Origin of the sequence: Mixta sp. Marseille-Q2659, assembly GCF_940807255.1 — a bacterium.
Classification (GTDB): Bacteria; Pseudomonadota; Gammaproteobacteria; order Enterobacterales; family Enterobacteriaceae; genus Mixta.
This window is the reverse complement of record NZ_CALNWY010000011.1, coordinates 107,670-126,006: the sequence shown is the minus strand read 5'-3', so window position 1 is coordinate 126,006 and position 18,337 is coordinate 107,670. Positions and strand designations below refer to the sequence as shown.

At 51.0% G+C, this 18,337-nt stretch carries 14 protein-coding genes, 2 tRNA genes and 1 pseudogene; 7 read left to right on the top strand and 10 right to left on the bottom strand.

Annotation, left to right across the window (positions count from 1 at the left end; translation table 11 throughout):
- Nucleotides 1-66 precede the first annotated feature (66 nt).
- The 3 genes from P3C52_RS10440 to P3C52_RS10430 all read left to right on the top strand — a co-directional run bounded on the left by P3C52_RS10440 (nucleotide 67) and on the right by P3C52_RS10430 (nucleotide 3,541).
- Nucleotides 67-142 (top strand) — tRNA-Asn (locus tag P3C52_RS10440).
- A 182-nt stretch (nucleotides 143-324) separates the two neighbouring features.
- Nucleotides 325-2,673 carry an ATP-binding protein gene (locus P3C52_RS10435; RefSeq protein WP_275554935.1) on the top strand — a complete coding sequence of 783 codons (2,349 nt, stop codon included), beginning with the start codon at nucleotides 325-327 and terminating at the stop codon, nucleotides 2,671-2,673.
- The gene (locus tag P3C52_RS10430; RefSeq protein WP_275554934.1) at nucleotides 2,666-3,541 is read left to right on the top strand and encodes an HNH endonuclease; all 876 of its coding nucleotides are present in this window, start codon (nucleotides 2,666-2,668) and stop codon (nucleotides 3,539-3,541) included. The genes P3C52_RS10435 and P3C52_RS10430 overlap by 8 nt, the downstream gene beginning before the upstream one ends.
- Nucleotides 3,542-3,723: 182 nt before the next feature.
- Here P3C52_RS10430 and P3C52_RS10425 read toward each other — a convergent pair whose 3' ends face one another.
- On the bottom strand, nucleotides 3,724-4,464 hold the full coding sequence (locus P3C52_RS10425) for a hypothetical protein (RefSeq protein ID WP_275554933.1): 741 nt from the start codon (nucleotides 4,462-4,464) through the stop codon (nucleotides 3,724-3,726).
- Nucleotides 4,465-4,939: 475 nt separating this feature from the next.
- Between P3C52_RS10425 and P3C52_RS10420 the strand changes: the two genes are divergently transcribed.
- On the top strand, nucleotides 4,940-5,602 hold the full coding sequence (locus tag P3C52_RS10420; protein ID WP_275554932.1) for a TetR family transcriptional regulator: 663 nt from the start codon (nucleotides 4,940-4,942) through the stop codon (nucleotides 5,600-5,602).
- A 61-nt stretch (nucleotides 5,603-5,663) separates the two neighbouring features.
- Here the strand turns inward: P3C52_RS10420 and P3C52_RS10415 are convergent, their stop codons facing one another.
- Nucleotides 5,664-7,496 (bottom strand): DNA/RNA non-specific endonuclease, encoded by a 1,833-nt coding sequence (locus tag P3C52_RS10415; RefSeq protein ID WP_275554931.1) that lies wholly within the window; start codon nucleotides 7,494-7,496, stop codon nucleotides 5,664-5,666.
- 189 nt (nucleotides 7,497-7,685) lie between these two features.
- Here P3C52_RS10415 and P3C52_RS10410 point away from each other — a divergent pair.
- A tRNA-Asn gene (locus P3C52_RS10410) sits at nucleotides 7,686-7,761 on the top strand.
- Nucleotides 7,762-8,007: 246 nt separating this feature from the next.
- On the opposite strand, the gene P3C52_RS10405 is transcribed toward P3C52_RS10410, so the two are convergent.
- From P3C52_RS10405 to P3C52_RS10385, 5 genes are all read right to left on the bottom strand, one after another.
- Complete coding sequence (locus P3C52_RS10405) at nucleotides 8,008-8,340, bottom strand: DUF496 family protein (protein WP_275554930.1); 333 nt, start codon at nucleotides 8,338-8,340, stop codon at nucleotides 8,008-8,010.
- A gap of 159 nt (nucleotides 8,341-8,499) precedes the next feature.
- Nucleotides 8,500-9,558 carry an FUSC family protein gene (locus P3C52_RS10400; protein WP_275554929.1) on the bottom strand — a complete coding sequence of 353 codons (1,059 nt, stop codon included), beginning with the start codon at nucleotides 9,556-9,558 and terminating at the stop codon, nucleotides 8,500-8,502.
- A 177-nt stretch (nucleotides 9,559-9,735) separates the two neighbouring features.
- The gene (locus P3C52_RS10395) at nucleotides 9,736-10,776 is read right to left on the bottom strand and encodes a MerR family transcriptional regulator (RefSeq protein WP_275554928.1); all 1,041 of its coding nucleotides are present in this window, start codon (nucleotides 10,774-10,776) and stop codon (nucleotides 9,736-9,738) included.
- Nucleotides 10,777-10,907: 131 nt separating this feature from the next.
- Nucleotides 10,908-12,077, bottom strand: coding sequence for a serine-type D-Ala-D-Ala carboxypeptidase DacD (gene dacD, locus P3C52_RS10390; RefSeq protein WP_275554927.1), 1,170 nt, complete (start codon nucleotides 12,075-12,077; stop codon nucleotides 10,908-10,910).
- Between the two features lie 226 nt (nucleotides 12,078-12,303).
- Complete coding sequence (locus P3C52_RS10385; RefSeq protein WP_275554939.1) at nucleotides 12,304-12,531, bottom strand: YgdI/YgdR family lipoprotein; 228 nt, start codon at nucleotides 12,529-12,531, stop codon at nucleotides 12,304-12,306.
- A gap of 185 nt (nucleotides 12,532-12,716) precedes the next feature.
- Between P3C52_RS10385 and P3C52_RS10380 the strand changes: the two genes are divergently transcribed.
- A complete protein-coding gene (locus tag P3C52_RS10380) occupies nucleotides 12,717-15,041 on the top strand; it encodes an FdhF/YdeP family oxidoreductase (protein WP_275554926.1) in 2,325 nt (774 codons plus the stop codon).
- A gap of 644 nt (nucleotides 15,042-15,685) precedes the next feature.
- Here the strand turns inward: P3C52_RS10380 and P3C52_RS10375 are convergent.
- The 3 genes and pseudogenes from P3C52_RS10375 to P3C52_RS10365 form a co-directional block, all read right to left on the bottom strand.
- Nucleotides 15,686-15,943 (bottom strand): colicin immunity domain-containing protein, encoded by a 258-nt coding sequence (locus tag P3C52_RS10375; protein ID WP_275554925.1) that lies wholly within the window; start codon nucleotides 15,941-15,943, stop codon nucleotides 15,686-15,688.
- A 1-nt stretch (nucleotide 15,944) separates the two neighbouring features.
- Nucleotides 15,945-16,202 carry a bacteriocin immunity protein gene (locus P3C52_RS10370; protein ID WP_275554924.1) on the bottom strand — a complete coding sequence of 86 codons (258 nt, stop codon included), beginning with the start codon at nucleotides 16,200-16,202 and terminating at the stop codon, nucleotides 15,945-15,947.
- Nucleotides 16,203-16,498: 296 nt separating this feature from the next.
- Nucleotides 16,499-16,576 (bottom strand): annotated as a pseudogene (locus P3C52_RS10365) (hypothetical protein); the annotation flags it as partial.
- A 158-nt stretch (nucleotides 16,577-16,734) separates the two neighbouring features.
- On the opposite strand from P3C52_RS10365, the gene sbcB reads away from it, so the two are divergent.
- The gene (sbcB, locus tag P3C52_RS10360; RefSeq protein WP_275554923.1) at nucleotides 16,735-18,162 is read left to right on the top strand and encodes an exodeoxyribonuclease I; all 1,428 of its coding nucleotides are present in this window, start codon (nucleotides 16,735-16,737) and stop codon (nucleotides 18,160-18,162) included.
- Nucleotides 18,163-18,337: the final 175 nt, after the last annotated feature.

The following is an 18,337-nucleotide window of genomic DNA, read 5'->3' as shown; positions in this document are numbered from 1 at the left end:
GCAAAACGCGCGCCAGGCTTTGACATTAAGAATGGTGCCAGGTAATATTCGCCCCGTTCACACGATTCCTCTGTAGTTCAGTCGGTAGAACGGCGGACTGTTAATCCGTATGTCACTGGTTCGAGTCCAGTCAGAGGAGCCATATTTAGAGAAGCCCGCTCAGGGAAACCTGAGCGGGCTTTTTGTTGTGTTCAGAAAACAATGCATCGATGCCGCAGGTTGCCTGCTACCAGTCTGTTGGCCCTAATACATAAATTTTATTTGTGAGTAACCAAGCGAATGCTATTCTGCTGCGACAGAATATAATTTTAGGGCGGTGCAGGAATGGCATCCTTCAATCGTTTTGATCGTTACTCAAGTAATTTAAAAAATGCGTTAGTCAGCCTTTCCCAGAAAACCAGTGTTCCCCTCAATGATATGTTACCGCTCGCGCTTAAACTGCTGTTTGTGCGTGGCTTGACCTTAAAAAATTTGTATAGGTTCGATGACAATGCCTGGTGTGCTGACTGGCCAGTTAACGAAAAAGTATTAAGGGAAGCGATCGACTCATATCAGAAGATGAAGGATGAGCGTCTTAACGATGGCGCTTTGCTGCGGTTATTTAATACATTCAACCAACAATTAACCGCCCTGTTCAATAAGGATGATAAAGACGAATTTACTTATCCAAAAATCAGTGCCACGTTAATTCGAGAGCTGATATGGCATACATCCTTTGCAGGAGAAAGGTTGCGCGATACGGAAGAGGATTATCAACGCGCGCGCGCCGCATATGATTACCTGTTTTATATTCTTTTGCCTCTCCCCTCACGTCCTCTCGAGCAGTTCTATAGCCGTCTTCTTAATGGGTTGCACGCCAATGATCACGCCGTCTGTTTCGAAGCGCCGCTGCTTACCGGTGAAATTGCTGTCGACGCGGGAGATCGCCAACTGTTGCTTGATGGGGCTCAGCCCTCATCTTTATTCGTTTTGATGCGGCTGTTCTTTCATCAGGTTGTTTTGAACCGTGGACGTGAGGCCCAGCTTTATTTATATCGCGCCAGCACATCGCCGTTGTTTAATTTCAGTGCAATCGCCCCACTTCTTCAGACCAGCCAGGCGCTGCCGTTTATTGCCTTAATTGAGGTTAACCGCCAACCGAATAAAGCAGAGTTCAACAGACTCAAAGATTCAGAACGGCTTTTAGCTGTCATTGAATTTACCAACCGACCAGCAAAAAGTTTACGCCGCGTATTTCTGCTGGCTGAACGACCGACCACAGATGACGTCCTTTTTATCAATACTTCGCTGATCGGCGTCGCGCTTGAGCTAAATAAAACGGAAGAAGCGGAACTGGTGGGAGCAACGCTGACAGCCTGCTTTGAGTTGCCATGGAAAAAGTTACGAACCCGTAATGAAATGAGTTATCAGACGCAGGATATGCTGGCGCGATTATCAAACTATAAGGATCTACCTGGTTATTGCCAGCGCGTACCGCGCCATAAGATCGATAAGCCAGCCCATTTGCGTACGGCAAGCTGGATACCCGCGCCAACAGAAAAGGATACGTTTGAAGGCCTGAGCGTGCGTGAAATCTATGCGGCTCTGACAGGTAACGGCCAAAAGTGCCACTACATTATCGGAAATAACGGCGTGGGCAAAAGTTTTCTGCTGCGCGATATAGCTCAAAAAATAGAGCATGAGAAGCCACAAATTCCCGTGCTTATGCTGGCCTTTGGCCTGAGCGACCGTTTTCAGGCAATTAAAAAGGCTGCTGAAAGCAACCTGATTTATTTAGGCGATAAACAAACAGCCAGAGGAATAACTCTGGAAAAACGTGAGCGCGAACTGGCTGAAGGGATCATAACGATTTTCCGCAGCGAGCGGCGAAAGGAATCCTTTGAAAAAATGCTATCAGCAATAGATTTTACCCCAGAAGTTTATTTGCTCCCTTATGGTTACTCCATTATTAATAACGAACTGCACAGCGATGCGGAAATCTATAATATCAGCATCCTCGAACCCGATAATATTGCCGGCATTAAAAAACCCAGTAATTTCACACTGGCTTTTGAAAAGAAACGCAACAGGAACCCGCTCCTTTTTCACTCTCTTAGCTCAGGAGAGCAACATATTTTACTGCTATTTATTCGCATACTATCTAATATCCAGCCTGACTGTTACATATTAATAGATGAGCCGGAACTGAGCCTGCATGTTAAATGGCAGCAGCTTTTGCCGCAGCTATTTACGCAATTAAGTGAAGATTTCGGCGCAAAAATTGTTGTCGCTACCCACTCACCTGTCTTGCTGGCGAGCGTCAAGCATAGCAACAGCGTTTGTTACCAGGCTTCACCTGGCAGGCTGACGCTTATCAGCCAGTACGATCTGAGAAATATGGAAGCAGCGCTGGTGGATGCCTTTGATCTTGTGACGTCGAATAACCGCTCCATCTATGAACACTGTGCAACTGCGGTAGCAAATTTTATGGAGAAAGTTAATCAGGTTGATGTGAAAGGCATGACGATGGAAAAGACAAAAGCGCTGAAAACGCTGGAAGGGCTACGCGCAAAGCTTAACAATAATCTGGTAAAAGTCGAGAGCCTTGATAGTGATTTGAAATTAATTGACCGCGCGGGTATAGCCATTAAGGAAATGTATGCAGCTTGCTTAAGCGAGGCTACCGATGAGTAAAACATCTGAATTTACTGAGTTTTGCAAAGTAATAAAATGCAAAGGCCGCGCTAAGCAACTATTTATTGAAGAAACTCTCTGCCATCTTAATGAGCGGGCAATTAAAGAAGGCGTGAATGTATGGGATGAACTTTATAAATTAAAAGCGCCCTATAAAACCAAAGGTAGCAAAGGAAACAAAAAAACAAATAAAGAAAATAAAGAAAATAAAGAAAATAAAGAAAATAAAGAAAATAAAGAAAATAAAGAAAATAAAGAAAATAAAGAAAATAAAGAAAATAAAGAAAATAAAGAAAATAAAGAAAATAAAACATCCTATATCGAAGGCCCCTATATTACAAAAGCATTACGGGATTATTTAATTAAACAACAGGATAATCGTTGCTGCTATTGTAAACGCTATATTCTTAATAGCTCCTGGGTGCGCCAGGTTGAGCATATCCTACCGGTCAAACATTACCCGCGTTTTTCCCTGACCATGAAGAATCTCGCCGTAGCCTGCTCAGAGTGCAATAGTCATAAAGGTGATAAAAAATGGTGGAAAATAAAGGAAAGTAGTGTTTATCCCGATTCTTCGTTATTTAAAAATGCTTTTCATCATCATTTCCATGAATATGATGAACATGTTCGCTGGTTTCGTTATACCACTAATGAGTTTTCTTTCAGTATCTATGGCGGACTCACTAACGAGGGACGCGCGCTTTGCCAAACGCTGCTGAATAAAGTAGTGAAGGCAGAAATCTCGCTTATTCGCGACGATGGCATGAGTGAAGCGCTAAAAAAAATTGAAGAACATAATACGCTAATAAAACCTTTGCCGAACCTGGAGGCTTTCCTGAGCGAACTGCGGCAGAAAATTATGCCTTGATCGCGCAGCTTTAAATAAAACAGGACAACGGACGTCCGGCGCTGGTGATTATTTACCCCGACGAATAAAAAGAGTAAACCCGAGCAGGCTACCGCAAGGGTTTATCTTTAATACGGACGGTACGCTGATCCAGTACGGCGCCGCTGCCTTTACGCTGACGTCGGCGCAGCGCCAGACCACTGTTACCTGGCCAGCAGCCGGTTCAGCTTCACAATTGAACGTGTCAGTGTGCTGCCGTAATGGGGATCGCCGAAATGAAACAGCGCCGTTGCTCGCCGGAAAGCGGGATCGCAGGCTCCGTTAGCATGCAGCGAGCGATAGCCATAAAAGAAATAAAGATTGCCCGGCTTTAAATAGAGCGTCATTGGTTTTAGCAGACGATATTTGATCGCTTTGGTGAGCAGATAGCGCGCCAGTCTGTTTTGCATCAGGGTTTTTTCGATCACGTTGAACAGCACGCTGGCGCGAAAAGGCCGCAGATTAGGAAACATCACTAAATCCCCGCGCGCTTCGCCATGCTGTGGAATCTCTACCGGCAACAGGGCGGTAATGACGCTGGCATCATAGTGAAAGGTATTGGTTTTCTTTTTCCCGCTTTCGCCCTGTACGCAGCGGAGTACAGCCAGAATATTCTGCTCTGGCAATGGTCGGCCTAGCGACTTTTCTGCCATTGATTGCATCAGCTGACGAAAATTATCATTTTCGCTTAATGTTGCCAGTGGCGTATGATCGATTTTTTCCACATCGCCAAAAATAGCATGGTAACCCTGCCCGGAACCGGTGCTGACCTCTTCAATCCATTGACGAAACCAGCTTAGCCCTTCATCAGTAACCGCATTTTCCAGTACGGCATAACCCTGTGTTTCAATACTTCGTAATAACTGAGGGACTTCATTCGGATAAATTTTGGCAATAAGAGACATATCATCCTGCCTGTTTATAAGAATTATGTTTTTGACGTCGGGCGTTAAACCTGATGTAAATCGCCCTGACGTTTTCAATCATAAGGCGTCAAATAGATAAAGAAATGCTTGCAAGGAAAATAAGAATTATTAACGTTTATCAAAAAATTATTAATGGCCGTAAAAAAACGCCTTGCTTTCGATGATATGAAAATATTTTTTTAAAAATCATGGTGGTAAATTTTATTTTTTTACGGAAAGACTTTTATTTAATGCCAGCAATTACTGACCAGCACTGTTTCAGCAGGGCTGATTAGGGTTTTCCTGGCCTGAAAACATGGCGTGGACTGTTTTTTTATCCGCGCAGTATTAGGAAACCGATAAATGTTCTTACTCTTTCCTCACCAGAATGAGGTAGTGAAATGGCCGGTGCGTTGTTTTTGCCGGTACGCCAGGCTACCCTGCCAGCGGCTTAGTTAACAGGAATTCCGCCACAATGGCTGAACAGGCAAAACGTAAAAACGATCCCGAAGGATTAAAAAAACGCATTCTGGAAGGCGCGTTAAAAGCCTTTGCTGAATATGGTATGCAGGGTGCGAGACTGGAACAGATTGCGGATTATGCCCAGACCACCAAACGCATGGTGGTTTATCACTTTGGTAATAAAGAGCAGCTTTATATTGCCGTGCTGGAGCAGGTTTATCAGGAGATCCGGCAGCATGAAACCGGCCTCAATTTAAAGGCGATGCCGCCGGAAGAAGCGATCACCCGCCTGGTGGAGGAAAGTTTCGATTATCATGCCAACCATGCTGACTTTATGCGTCTGGTCTGTAGCGAAAACCTGCTGCGCGGACGTTATATCAGGCAGTCGGCGCGGATTCAGGCGCTGAACCGCAGCGCGCTCGACGTGCTGGATGACATACTGACGCGCGGGCAACAGGCCGGACTCTTTCATGACGATGTGGAGACTATCGACGTGCATCGCTTAATCAGCAGTATTTGCGTTCATCACGTCTCTAACCGTTATACCTTTAACGCGCTTTTCAGCCCTGATAACAGCGAGGCGGACAGTATTAAGCGCAATCGCCAGCTGGCGGTCACCGCAACCCTGCGCTATTTACGCCGCAGCGATACCTCCACCAGCCAGGCAGCAATGTAATTATGGCACTACCGGCTGGCCTCATTCTGCCGCCCGCCGGTGCGAAGCATAAAGCAAACGTCTACAACAGATCGCGCCACGACATAATTAAGGCCGCTGGTAACGGATCGGCGCGTAGCGATGGCGCAGGCTGCCAGCTGTCCCAGGCGCGAAAGGCGGAAAAATCGAGGCCGGTCAGGCTCTCCAGCCCGCTGACCGTAATACGAAACTCATCAATTTGCGGCACGCCCTCCTGCTGCGCTGGCGTCACCACGCGCCGAGGCTCATCCAGCAAATTGGCCTGGCTGATCAATAACGCCGTCGCCTGCGGCTCTCCCTCATTGCCAATGCGCAATACCACTTTCCAGTACATTAGCGGCACTTTTGCTTCGCCATACTGCCGCCATTGATCGTTAAGCACCGGGCCGGTCAGCACCGTGATCTGCTTTTTACTTTGCAGGACGCCATACTCCAGAATATAACGCTCCACGCCCTGCCAGTATTGCAGGCTCTGGTTAAAGCGAAAATGCTGCGGCGAGCAGTTGGTAAAATGGAAGGTATCTTTATTGGCGCGCACCGCCTCCTGCGGCGTGCCCCAGGTGGGATCGCTGCGGCGCGTCAGATGGCCGCGATCGAACCAGCGGCTAAATTCACGATAGAAGGATTGTACCAGGTAGTAACGGCTGTCCATGCGGCTATCTTCATACCAGCTGTCGCCCTCCGCGATTAGTGCAGGCTGGCCGCTGTCGCGATTGATATTGATGTAGCGCGCGCCGTCAATATTGGTGGCGGTCAGGAAAGCGATGCGGCGCTCGGCGCAAATCGCCAGCGAAAAGTTTTGATAATCGAGAATCGCCTCGACGCCGGTGGCGCCGGAGCGCAGCGGCGCGATCTCCTCCGCTCGTGGCGCGATAATTTGCGCCAGCGGTATCGTATGACCAACGAGAAAATCGGGCTGATAGCCGTTGCGGTTGGCATAGTTGGCGTCCGGCGCGGCGCGCGCCAGCTCGGTCAGTGTCAGATCCTTTTCGCCGCGCAACGCGGCGATCAGCCGCTGGCGGGCCACCGGCTCAAGATTAACCGCTTCCGCTTTTAACCAGTCCACCAGCGCGCTGACGCGGATCCCTTCATTAATCAGCGTACCGCTCTCATCCTGCGCCGCGCCGTGATGCAAAGCGACCAGCTGCCAGCTATCGTTAAATACCGGCGCGCCGGAAGAACCTTCATCGGTATCGGCTGTGTAATGCAAAACGTTGGCGGCGCTGCTGCCCTCTTCGCCGCGCGCCAGCAGATAATTATCCCGCAATGCGACCTGCTGCGGCGCCCCGGCGGGATGCTGAATAATATTGACCGCCATGCCCAGCTGATGTTTATCGGCCCGATCGCTGAGCGTAATTGCGCCAAGCTGCGCCAGGCTGGCTGAACCGGCGCGCTGTTCGCCCAGCGCCACCAGCGTGCAGTCCAGCCAATCTTCCGCGCTGGTTAACCAGAAGCTGTCGGCGTCCAGCGCATAAAGGCTGGAGCCGCTGATTTTATCCTGCTCATTCTGCCAGTAGCCGAATTCCACGCTGTAATTCGCCGCGCGCTGACGATCGGGCAAGACGTGGAAGCAGGTGATAAACAATCCGGCGCCAATTAAAAAACCGGTGCCTTTGGGCACGCCATCTTCCCGCACCAGCGCAACGGCTTTAGCGCACTGCGCACCCTGTAATAAGAAACCGGTTGGTAAAAAATCCGCCTCCGGGCCGATAATTGCCGTGCGCGCCAGCAGGCGCTGGAAGGTATAACGCTGGGCGCGTCGGCTATCCGGCTCCGCCTGCTCCACGTTGCCCTGCGCCACAGCCTGTACGCTCTGCTTGCGCTGTGCAGCGGTCAGCGCCAGCCGCCGCCGCACCAGATTCTCGATCTGCGTCATCATCTCTCCTTTCGTCTCGCTTTTTAACTGCTCCCCAGTAACCATAGCTACCTTTGTTAACATCAGCATGACGGATATCAGGCCGCTATTGTCGCCTCTTGCTGCTTTCTTCAGCACTCAGCGAATTTTTGCGAAACAGGCTTTGACAAGTTCCGACGCCCTCGATATTATGCGCCCCGTTCACACGATTCCTCTGTAGTTCAGTCGGTAGAACGGCGGACTGTTAATCCGTATGTCACTGGTTCGAGTCCAGTCAGAGGAGCCATATTTAGAAAAAGCAGACGCTCAGCGTCTGCTTTTTTGCTTTGTACCTCTCGCTATTATGCCTTCCGCAGGCTGATCTATTTATGTTCTGCGCGCCCCGGATGATGTTTATCTCTGTAGCAATCTATTGCAGCACGCTATAGCACCCTTTTCTGCCAGCCTGTCTGACAAAGGCCCGGAAAGCAGAACAGCAAAAAGCAAATCGGGCCGCAAGCGCGACCCGATAAACATTCACCAACGGTAAAAATTACTGATTCTGACCAGGCACCTTCTGGACGCCCATCGCCTTCAGTTTCTTCGACAGCTCACGGCGTTCTTTCGACAGATCGGCATTTTTGATGATGTATTCATCAACGCGATCTTCATAGTCGCTGCGCATGCTGGCGATGATTTCCTGAATCGCTTCCACGCTCATGCCCGGTTTAATGTATTCGCTCAGGTTATCCAGCAGCAGCACACGTTTCTGGTTGTCACGAATTTTTTTCTCAACGTCGTGAATTTCGCGCTGCAGCTTGTTCTTGCGACGGTTCATGCGCACGAACTCCAGCACGTCCTGAAATGATTGCTTTGCATTTTCCATGTTGACACCTTTCATTGGGCCTGCCTGAACAGGCGGTATTGTCGTAGCCTTCAGCTTAGCGGCTCGCCTCGGCCGATGGCAATTTTCACATTTAAATTCAGACTGTGGCACATTTTAGCGCGAAATCACGCACAGCCACAGCGGCGATTGTCGAAACGGTTACTTACGCATTGCCAGCCGGATCAGATCCGACAGGCGCTCCAGCTGTTTTGCCAGCTCCAGACTGAGCCAGACATAGCCATGGATAGGCGTTTCGACCAGCTGATCGCTGTTATTTTCCGCAATCAGCTGACGCAGTTCGCGGATAATTTCCGCCAGCTCATGATGATTGGCCGCGACCTTATCGGTATTGCCGTTGATCAACATGCCGGCCAGCGCGTTAAAAGTATTTTCCGTCATCTGCTGCGTGCGGCGCAACGTAGACGCGTTCAGCAAAATCAGATGGCTGGCGCGCGACGACCACCAGGCGTTAATTTGCAGTCCCAGGGTACAGAGAATATTGCGGTTGGTGGTCTGGATGCCTTCCAGCACCGATTTAGGAATGCGCGTCTCTTTGCTGGCTGGTTCCAGCAGCGCGCGCATCCGTACCACGTCGGTTAATACCTGCTGCAGCGGCTTATCAAGACGCGGCTTGTCTACCAGATTCGGCGAAAAACCGGCGTGGTAGATTTTCGCCATCGCCTTCAGCGAATCAGAAAGTTTTATGCGCCAGTGAATGTAGGCTTTCTGCGGCCAGATGCTGGTAAACAGCAGCGCCAGCAGCGAGCCGAGGATCACGTCGCCGCCGCGCCACAGCGCAGTGGTCATATCGCCCGCCGGCGCCCCGCACACCACCGCCAGCGTAATGCCAATCAGCAACGCCATATAAGGGCGCTTGCCCAACGTCAGATAGCCGCAGATAAACATCACCACCGTACACCACGCCAGCATGGCAGGCAGCGAAATCAGTTCGAGTTTGAGCGCCACCAGGCCGGAAATCGAACCAAACAGCGTACCGCCGATGCGCTGGATCGCTCTGGGAAAGACGTTGCCCCAGGATGAGATTGGCCCCATCACCACCACCAGCGTAATCAGCGGCCAGCTTCTTTCGGGGATTTCGCTCAGGCGCACCAGCAAAAAGGTCAGTATGAAGCCCAGCGCGATGCGTACGCCGTGAACCATGCGGTAGTGGCGGTAAACGCTAAACTCAATGGCCGAAAGTGGCTTGTCTGGGCGCAAGGCGGCTCTCCGTGGTAGCAGATAGACGGGTCGTTATCATAACCTGGAGAAATGAACGGAAAGAGACTTTCGTCTATATTTGCCTGATTTTTATCTTAATTTAACATTGATGAAAAAATCATTTAACGAAACGTCTGTTGCCCCCGACGCCGATTAACAACGTCAGGGGCCGTTTTATCACGACTGCACAGCACCCTGAGCCTGATCGGCCATGACTGCCGCCTGTAGATAGCGCAACAGATCGGGAGTGAGCCAGGTGCCTTCCATCAGCTGCGGCTCCTGCTGCATGGCCTGACGAATTTTGTTTTGCGTCTGCGGATCGTCGCTGGCGTAAGAGCGGAACAGCGCCAGCCAGTGTGCCCCCAGCGCCCGCGCCTCAGCCGACGTCGGCGCGACGCCACGCAACATCGCCTCACGCAGACGGGCAATCAGCGCTGGCCACTCCTGCATGCGATCGAAATAGTGCGCGCGTACGAAGGCGTATTCCTGCGCATCCAGATAGCGTTGGTAGATGGCCAGCTTGCTCTCAGCAAAGGCGCGCGTAATGTAATCCAGCATCGCTGGCGTGATCCCGGTTTGCTGCTGCATCGCCGGTTCATTGAGATGCATGGTGGTCAGACGCTGTAAAAAAGCGGGATTATGCGCGGTGTCGCGCTCCAGCGTGCGCATCCAGCGGCGTGCCAGCTCCTGAGCCTCTGTATCCTGCGGCTCAACGCCCTTATCCTGTAGCGCCAGCAGTTTTTCTACCATCTGCTGCCATTCTGCTTCCCGCTGCGCATCTGCCTGGTAGAAAGGCAACTGCGTTAACTCTTCCGCCGTAAAATAGTTGTCGTACATGGTCATCATCTCTAACGTTGTTAGCCAGTCCGTCAGCTCGGGTTCGCCGCCCTGAGCGAGCTGTTGTTGCAGCTGTCCCAGCCGCTGACGCAGCTGTTGCATCTGCGTCAGTTGGCGATCGAGCGCCTCTATTTGTTGAGTCAGAACCTGCGGTAAAGAGAGCGCGCCATCGGTCAACAGGGTGCCGATTTCCGCCAGCGGCACACCAAGGCGTTTTAGCGCCTGGATCTGATGCAGACGACGAATATCGTCACGGTTATAGAGTCGATAGCCCGCTTCGCTGCGCGCCGAGGGCACCAGCAGTCCGATGCTATGGTAATAGTGCAGCGCACGCACCGTTACCCCGGTGCGCCGGGCCAGTTCACCTGCTTGCAATAACATGACACTCTCCTTGCTCAACGTTATCCAAAGATAAAGGCTGACGTGGCGTCAGGGTCAAGCGTGCGGGAAAAGAAAAGAGAAGGAATAGCGAAGATGGCGAAAGCAGAGGCGAAATCACCTCTGCCTGACGCTTAGAATTTCTGCTTCAGATAATCGCCGATTTTGGTGACCAAACCGCCCTCGTCCACCTTATTCAGCGTCATCAGCGGATAGCTGGCCAGCACGTTATCTTTATCCAGTACCTGAATGGTGCCGACTTTCTCACCCTGCTTCAGCGGCGCTTCAAGGTCTTTGCGATCGATAACATATTTTGCTTTGATGCTCTGCATCGCGCTGCGCGGCACCGACAGATAAATGTCATCGCGGGTGCCGACTTCCACCTGATGTGGATTACCGTACCAGACGGTTTCCTTGCCTAACGGCTTGCCCGCATGGAACAGCTGTACGGTATCGAAGTTGTTATTTCCCCAAATCAGCAGCTTGCGCGCCTGCTCCTCACGTCCTTTCGGGCTTTTGCCACCCATAATGACCGCGATCAGGCGATGACGCCCATCGAGGCTGGAGGCGATCAGGTTAAACCCGGCGCTTTCAGTGTGGCCGGTTTTCAGGCCGTCTACGTGCAGATTTTTATCCCACAGCAAACCGTTACGGTTCTGCTGCGTAATACCGTTCCAGGTCAGCGATTTTTCACTATACATCTGATAAAAATCGGGCTCGCCATTGATGATGGCGCGGGAAAGCACCGCCAGATCGCGCGCAGTCGTATGCTGGCCCGGCGCATCAAGACCGTGAACGGTCTCAAAATGGGTATGATCCAGGCCCAGCTTCGCCGCATAGTCGTTCATCATTTTGACGAAGGCGTCCTGGCTACCTGCAACATAGTCAGCCAGCGCGACGCAGGCGTCGTTGCCGGAATCGATAATCACACCACGACTCAGGTCACGTACCGAGACTTTCTCGCCCGGCTTCAGGAACATCAGTGAAGAACCTTTAAACACCGGATTACCGGCACCCCAGGCGTCCTGGCCGACGGTGACCATATCGTCACGGCTGATACGATGTTGATCGATGGCGCGATCCACCACATAGCCGGTCATCAGCTTGGTCAGGCTGGCGGGGTTGCGCTGTTCGTCAGCGTTGCCTTCGGTCAGTATTTGTCCGGTCGTGGCGTCCATTAATACCCAGGAAGCGGCATCAACCGACGGCGGCGTCAGTGGAAAAGAAACAGACGCCACATCGGCATGGGACTGAAATGCTAACAACAGAAAACCGGTAATACTCGCAAGCTGACGCCTTTTCAACGGAACACCCTCAATCATAAATACGAATCAAACGAGGGCGTTGTTGTACGGTATTGGCGTAAGTTTTTTCTTAATAAATTGCAAAAAATTATGTATTTAACGCCGCATGATCTGCTGTTAGCAGCCCTGTTTTTACTGAGATCAACAGCAAGCCACATTAGTCTGCCAGGTCAAATAACAAAAAAGCCACCTTTCGGTGGCTTAGTAAACGGGCAACGCGGGGAGATTAATGCGGAATTTCCGTCATGGATTTTACGTCAGAACGGTTGATCTGCTGCTCGTTGCCGTTGGCATCTTTATACTTAATCAGACCGGTAGCGTTGTCCTCTTTCGGTTTGCCATCGCTGACAATCGTGCGTCCATCATTGGTGTGGATGGAATAGTTACTGCTGGAACAACCCGCTAACGGCAGGGCGGCGGCAAACGCAAATGCTAATAATGCTGTCTTTTTCATCATAACCTCCTGTTCAGATATTTACTCTTAATGTTTAGCACACTTTAATCATTACGCAATTTATCTCCTGCTGCGTGCGCGCCTGCCCTTGTAATATTTCGAAAGCAATTAGATCCTTTTTTTCCTGCCTGCCGGACGAAGTGACCTACGCTTTAGTAACAGGTTTAAAACAAATGCAGAGAGTTATGAGAAAAGATAATCGAACAATTGGTATTGCACCTTATGGCGGATCGGCTGGCGGCTGGGGCGCGCTTAAAGCGGTAGCCGATGCGCTACGTGGGCAAATGTCAGTAAAGCAGGATGTCATCGCACTGTTTAAAGTGAATCAGCCGCAGGGGTTCGATTGCCCCGGCTGCGCCTGGCCCGATCCACGCCACGCCTCCTCTTTTGAATTCTGCGAAAACGGTGCCAAAGCGGTTTCGTGGGAAGCCACCAGCAAACGCACCACGCCAGAATTTTTCGCCGCGCATACCGTAAGTGAACTGTGGCAGCGCAACGCCTTTGAACTGGAAGGTGAAGGACGCTTAACGCATCCAATGAAATACGATGCCGCCAGTGATACTTATCAGCCCATTTCGTGGGAACTCGCCTTTCGTGAAATCGGCGAACGTTTGCAAAGCTATGACGACCCGGACAGCGTTGAGTTTTACACCTCCGGTCGCGCCTCCAATGAGGCCGCCTTTCTCTACCAGCTGTTTGCCCGTGAATATGGCACTAATAACTTCCCCGACTGCTCAAATATGTGCCACGAACCCACTAGCGTCGGCCTGCCGCAGTCCATCGGCGTCGGTAAAGGTACGGTCGAACTGGAAGATTTTGACCACTGCGATTTAGTCATCTGTATTGGCCATAATCCCGGTACCAACCATCCACGCATGCTGGGTACGCTGCGTGAAGTTTCTAAACGCGGCGCGACCATCGTAGCGATTAACCCGCTGCGCGAACGCGGACTGGAGCGTTTTACCTCGCCGCAAAGCCCGATTGAGATGCTGTCGCTGGGCTCCACGCCGCTGGCCTCGACGTATTATAAAGTCCGGGTTGGCGGCGATGCCGCGATGCTAAAAGGGGTAATGAAAGCGCTGCTGGCGATGCATGAACGTGCGCTGCAGGCAGGCGAGCCGGGCGTGATCGACGAGCAGTTTATTCGTGAACATACCGAAGGCTTTGCAGCACTGAAGCAGGATCTGGATGCCACCGACTGGTCGCATATTCTGAAAGTTTCCGGGATGGATTACAAAGAGATCCTGAACGTTGCTCGCCTGTATGCCAACGCGGAAAAAACCATTATCTGCTACGGCATGGGCATTACGCAGCATCAGTACGGCACGCAGAATGTGCAGCAGATTGCCAACTTGTTATTGATGCGCGGCAATATCGGCAAGCGCGGCGCCGGCATTTGTCCGCTGCGCGGGCACTCCAATGTGCAGGGCGACCGCACCGTCGGTATTACGGAAATTCCGTCGCAAAAGCTGCTCGACAGTATTGAAAAGGTGTTTGGCTTTAAACCGCCGCAGCATCACGGTCACGGCGCGGTTGCGGCGATTCAGGCGATGCGCGACGGCAAAGCCAAAGCGCTGCTCTGTCTCGGCGGCAACCTGGCCGAAGCGATGTCCGATCCGCAAGCCACCTTTGCGGCAATGCGCAAGCTGGATCTGGTGGTACATATGGCGACCAAATTAAACCGCTCGCATTTGCTGCTGGGTCGCCATAACTATATTTTGCCGGTGCTGGGCCGTACTGAACAGGATGTGCAGGCATCCGGCGAACAGAGCATTACCGTCGAAGATTCCATGTCGATGGTTCACGCCTCGCGCGGCATGTTAAAACCCGCCTCGCCGCTGCTGAAATCGGAACCGGCTATTGTCGCCGGACTGGCGAAAGCAACGCTGCCCAACAGCAAAGTGGACTGGGATCGGATGATTGGCGATTACTGCTTTATTCGCGAGGCGATCGAAGCGGTCTTCCCTGACTTTAAGGATTACAACCGGCGCATTATGGAGCCAGGCGGTTTTCGCCTGCGCAACGCCGCTTCCGAACGCGTATGGAATACGCCTTCAGGACGGGCGCAGTTTATGGTGATGGAAGGCATTAACGAAGATCCCCGCTCGCTGAAGTGTCACGATCTGGTGCTGACCACTCTGCGTAGCCACGATCAGTACAACACCACGCTGTACGGTCTGAACGATCGCTATCGCGGCGTAACCGGACGGCGCGACGTGCTGTTTATCAGCGCTGCCGAAGCGGAAAAACGCCAGCTGCGAGTGGGCGATAAGGTGAATATTATTGCGCTCGATCCAGAAGGCCAGCGCACTTCACGACGTATGGATAACCTGACGATCGTCGTGCTGGATATGGCGCAAGGTTCGGTAGGCGCTTACTATCCCGAAGCCAACGTGATGGTGCCGCTCGATAGTCATGATACGCAAAGCGGCATTCCGGCGTATAAAAGCATTCCCATTGAGATGGAGCCGTGCGCGGTGCCGGTAGAGACCTCCGGCGCGCTGCGCTAAGGCGTTGTGAACCATAAACGGCCTGTTACGGCAGGCCGTTATTCCGGCTGAATCGCATCTGATGTACTCGTGCGCTTCTGCATTCTTCGCTGTTTAAAAATAAAATCTTTATGGTTCAAGGCGAATTTATAACCCGCCTTTATCACCCTGCCTAAGCCACCAGCAAACGCACATTAATCCCGCTGTTAATGGTTCAATTCAACAGAAACTTATGGCGATAGAGTTTAACAGCATATATCGATGCTTATCCCGAAAAAGCAATATGGGTCTTGTTCCCACTGCATATTCAAGAGCATGCCAATGAAAACGCACGTCCTGAACTGTCTTGCGGGATAAAAATTAATTTTACTGGAATATATACAGGCGATGTTGCTTACGCTTTATTTTATAAAATTTTCTTCATGCCCCTCTCCTCAATAAAAAGGAAAAATAGTACCGATATAAATAAAAAAATACGCGTCATTATTTTCACTGCGTGTTTATCGCCATTGTCTGTTCATCAGATTAAACAGATTCCCTGTCTCGATGCCTATTTCGTCTCAGTCGGGATGATGACGTTTTAAGCTGACGGTTGGCTGCGGCCAAATGTGTATAGTTCTCTTTTAATAAGGCATAAAAAACCGCCCGAAGGCGGCTTCATGCGGTCATTTAAGTAATTCACTGACCCGCTTTTTTAACTCATTTGCATCAAACTCTGAATAATGACAGTCTTGTTCGGGATTATATTGATCGGCCAGGCAGAACAACGTGGACAGCTTCTCATTTAGTTCAGCAGGGTCTTTTCCTGATAAACCGCTGTCACGCTCAGCTTTCCATTTTTCTTGATAGGGATCAGCAAATTCATCTGCGGTCATTTTTCCAGCGATAAAATCTTTCGCAAGCTGTAAAAGTGCCTGACTCATCTTAAAGCTCCTGTTTAAAGCCGGGCTTGCCGTTGTCCCTACGCCAGCGCTTAATGACATCTACGAGCTGTTGCGGGGTGATATCATCATTATCGTTGTAATAAATCAGGTCAGAGCCATCAGGGTGTTCAGCTACGGTGATAAAATTTTCCAGTAGCGCATCCTGATAAACCTCACCGCCTTCAGCGCTGAGGATTTCAGTTATAAGCTGAGTGAACTCTGTTTCTGTGTATTCTTCAAATTTACCTTTCAACTGCATATATCCCTCCTGAACCACAGTCTAAACCAGCTTCGCGACGCTTCACAGCATGGCTAACCGTTATCCTGCCGAGAGGGTTCAATAAAAAACCGCCATCAGACGGCTTGTTTATTAACCATCTACCGCCAGGCTCGTCAGTAAGATCAGCGTTGATTGATCGAAAGATACGTCTGGATAATGAGATGACGGCTGAACACATCTTCCCGGCCGTATGTGGGATAGCAGGTAGGGTTGCAACAACCTTAGTTCTGGCGCCCGGACAAATTAACGACGAATACACCAGCCAATTGCCAATCGTCCGAATCAGTTATTTCTGGTGGGCCGGAATATGGTTTACCATGAAGAGACCGTAGCTTAGTGCCGCTGATTGCCATGATAGTTTTCTGTACTCAGGAAAATGTCAGTTATGACCTCATTTCCAGTTACGCAACAGAAAACTGATATGAAAAGTAGAATCAGCAAAGAACAGGTAACAGCGCTCTGACCATCCAGCTAAATGATTTTAAAGAACAAAAAGAGGAAATCAAAAACAGTGAGCAATACTCAAAAGCAACCCACCTTCCTCTTCCACGATTATGAGACCTTCGGTAAAAGTCCGGCGCTGGATCGTCCCGCGCAGTTTGCCGGTATCCGCACCGATATGGATTTCAATATTATCGGCGAACCGGAGGTGTTTTACTGCCAGCCTGCCGATGATTATCTGCCGCAGCCGGAAGCGGTGATGATAACCGGTATTACGCCGCAGATGGCGAAAGCGCGTGGCGTAAATGAAGCAGAGTTTGCGCGCCGTATCCATGCGCTTTTCACCGTCGAAAACACCTGTGTGGTGGGCTACAACAATGTGCGCTTCGACGACGAAGTGACACGCAATATTTTCTATCGCAACTTCTACGATCCTTACGCCTGGAGCTGGCAAAACGGCAATTCGCGCTGGGATTTGCTGGATGTGATGCGCGCCTGCTACGCGCTGCGCCCGGAAGGCATTAACTGGCCGGAAAATGAAGATGGCCTGCCAAGCTTTAAGCTGGAGCATCTCACCAAAGCCAACGGTGTGGAACACAGCCAGGCACATGATGCGATGTCCGATGTCTATGCCACCATCGCCATGGCGAAGCTGGTCAAAGAGAAGCAACCGAAGCTGTTCGATTTTCTGTTTAGCCACCGTACCAAACAGAAAATCAATACGCTGATCGATATTCCGCAAATGAAGCCGCTGATGCATATCTCCGGCATGTTTGGCGCGCTCAGAGGTAATACCAGCTGGATAGCGCCGCTGGCCTGGCATCCCGAAAACCGCAATGCGCTGATTGTCTGCGACCTGGCCGGTGATATTTCGCCGCTGCTGGAGCTGGATGCCGATGCGCTGCGCGAACGCCTTTATACGCCGCGTCAGGAACTGGGCTCGCTGGCCGCCGTGCCAATCAAGCTGCTGCATATCAATAAATGTCCGGTGGTGGCGCCAGCGAATACGCTGCGCCCGGAAGATGCGGCGCGCCTCGGCATCGATCGTCAGCGCTGCCTGGATAATCTGGCGCTGCTGCGTCAGCATACGGAAGTACGCGAAAAAGTGGTCGCGCTCTATGCCGACGCAGAGCCGTTTACGCCGTCAGAGGATGTTGACGCGCAAATCTATAACGGCTTTTTTAGCGATGCCGATAAATCGGCAATGAACATTATTCTGCAAACGGCGCCAGCTAACCTGCCCGCGCTCGATCTGACCTTTAACGATGGGCGCATCGCCCAGCTGCTGTTCCGCTACCGGGCGCGCAATTTTCCCGGCACACTGGACGACAGCGAACAGCAGCGCTGGTTGCAGCATCGCCGTAAAGCTTTAAACAGTGAACGTATTGAGTCTTTCCTGCTGGAGCTGGAATCGCTGGCGAATCTGCATGATGGCGATAAAGAGAAAATGGCCCAGCTGAAGGCGCTGTACGATTACGCGCGCGAACTGGTGTCGTGAAAAAGCCGTTTCGCTGGGCTGGATGGCGCCAAAATTCAGCACAGTTTTACGGGTAATGCTACAAACGAAAAAAGGATCTCCTGGAGACCCTTTTTTCATTTCTTATTCAGTAAATAATAAAACCGCCCCTTCTTCGCTGAGTATCCCGCTTTTAGGTCACGGTTTATTTTTACTG

What these genes read in the sequence shown, in the direction of transcription:
- P3C52_RS10385 (WP_275554939.1), bottom strand. Translation starts at nt 12,531, where the DNA reads ATGAAAAAGACAGCATTATTAGCATTTGCGTTTGCCGCCGCCCTGCCG.
- P3C52_RS10430 (WP_275554934.1), top strand. Translation starts at nt 2,666, where the DNA reads ATGAGTAAAACATCTGAATTTACTGAGTTTTGCAAAGTAATAAAATGC.
- P3C52_RS10415 (WP_275554931.1), bottom strand. Translation starts at nt 7,496, where the DNA reads ATGACGCAGATCGAGAATCTGGTGCGGCGGCGGCTGGCGCTGACCGCT.
- P3C52_RS10420 (WP_275554932.1), top strand. Translation starts at nt 4,940, where the DNA reads ATGGCTGAACAGGCAAAACGTAAAAACGATCCCGAAGGATTAAAAAAA.
- P3C52_RS10435 (WP_275554935.1), top strand. Translation starts at nt 325, where the DNA reads ATGGCATCCTTCAATCGTTTTGATCGTTACTCAAGTAATTTAAAAAAT.
- P3C52_RS10405 (WP_275554930.1), bottom strand. Translation starts at nt 8,340, where the DNA reads ATGGAAAATGCAAAGCAATCATTTCAGGACGTGCTGGAGTTCGTGCGC.
- P3C52_RS10395 (WP_275554928.1), bottom strand. Translation starts at nt 10,776, where the DNA reads ATGTTATTGCAAGCAGGTGAACTGGCCCGGCGCACCGGGGTAACGGTG.
- P3C52_RS10425 (WP_275554933.1), bottom strand. Translation starts at nt 4,464, where the DNA reads ATGTCTCTTATTGCCAAAATTTATCCGAATGAAGTCCCTCAGTTATTA.
- P3C52_RS10375 (WP_275554925.1), bottom strand. Translation starts at nt 15,943, where the DNA reads ATGAGTCAGGCACTTTTACAGCTTGCGAAAGATTTTATCGCTGGAAAA.
- P3C52_RS10380 (WP_275554926.1), top strand. Translation starts at nt 12,717, where the DNA reads ATGAGAAAAGATAATCGAACAATTGGTATTGCACCTTATGGCGGATCG.
- P3C52_RS10370 (WP_275554924.1), bottom strand. Translation starts at nt 16,202, where the DNA reads ATGCAGTTGAAAGGTAAATTTGAAGAATACACAGAAACAGAGTTCACT.